The following is a 1,484-nucleotide window of genomic DNA, read 5'->3' on the forward strand; positions in this document are numbered from 1 at the left end:
CCACCACCCACACCCGCGTCCGCACCCGCGTCCGCATCCACCAGAACAAACCGCCCCGGATGCTCCGACTGCGCCGAACGCACCAGACCCCACACCGCATCCGCCGCAAGATCACCCCCACCATGCGCACCACGGGTCACAACGACCAGGCAAGACGCCTCGCAACGCTCGTCGGCCAGCCAGTCAGTGAGTAGTTCGAGCGTCTCCCGGGCAGCCGCGTGGACGCGTTCCGCGCCCTCGCCCTCCCAGCCGCCGCACTCCACTACTGCCACGTCCGCGTCGCCGTCCTGCTGCGACGGGGGCAGCGGGGTCCACTCGACTTGGAAGAGTGCATCCGCGAGGTCGAACTCCTCGGGGGCGATGCCGCCCTCGGGGACCGGCCGCAGCGCGAGGCCGGCCACGGTCACAACGGGGACGCCCTGGAAGTCGTACGCCCGGAGGGCGATCTCCTCGCCGGCCAGGCCGGTGATACGGATGCGCAACGCCGTGGCGCCAGAGGAGAACGCCGTGACGTCCCGCCACGAGAACGGCAGTGCGGCCGTTCCGTCGGTGTCCCCGGCGGCGAGGGAGTGCAGCGCCGAGTCGAGCAGGGCCGGATGCACGTTGTAGGAGGCCGATGTCGCGTCGGCGTACGCAAGGTCGAGGTCGACCTCGGCCAGTACCTCGTCGCCCATACGCCAGGCGCGGCGCAGGCCGCGGAAGGCCGGTCCATAGGCGAGTCCTCGATTGTCGAGGGACGCGTAGAGACCGGCGACGTCCACCGCTTCGGCTCCGGCGGGGGGCCAGGCCTCCGTGTCGGCCGCCGGCGCAGCGGGGGCGGCGGCAGTCAGGATGCCGGAGGCGTGCCGGGTCCAGGGGGCCTGGTCGTTGCCGACGGCACGCGAGTGCACGGTCACGGCGCAACGACCGGACTCGTCGAACGGCGCGACGGTGACCTGCACCTGCCGCTCGACTGTTTCGGGGAGCAACATCGGTGCGTGGAGGGTCAGTTCCTCGACGCTCCGGGCTCCGACGTGGTCGCCCGCGAGGACGGCGAGTTCGAGGAGGGCCGTGCCCGGCACCACGACTTGGCCGCCGACGACGTGGTCGGCGAGCCACGGGTGTGTGTCGAGCGACAGGCGTCCGGTGAGGACGGACCCGTCACCGCTGGCGAGTACGACGGCCGCGGCGAGGAGCGGATGGTGCGTCGGCGTCAGGCCGAGGTCCGAGGGGTCTCCGGCCGCACGAACCGAGGAGGTGGAGGGCCAGTAGTGCTGGTGTTGGAAGGCGTAGGTGGGCAGGTCGACGCGGTGGGCGCCGGGCGGGAAGACCTTGGGCCAGTCCGGTGTGACGCCGTGGACGTGGAGTTCGGCCAGGGAGGTCAGGAGACGGTCGAGGTCCCCGTCGTTACGGCGCAGGGAACCGACCGTGATGGCTGGGGAGCCGACGTCTTCGATGGTCTCCTGGATGCCGATACTGACGACGGGGTGCGGGCTGGACTCGAC

At 71.6% G+C, this 1,484-nt stretch carries 1 protein-coding gene; it reads right to left on the reverse strand.

Translation table 11 applies throughout. The annotated features are described in order from the left end of the window. Window positions 1–1,484 (reverse strand): polyketide synthase dehydratase domain-containing protein (locus ACGFN2_RS35885; RefSeq protein WP_393367186.1); only part of this gene is annotated, 1,484 nt, incomplete at both ends.

The organism is Streptomyces sp. NPDC048612 (assembly GCF_043199295.1).
In the GTDB taxonomy this organism is placed as follows: Bacteria; Actinomycetota; Actinomycetes; order Streptomycetales; family Streptomycetaceae; genus Streptomyces.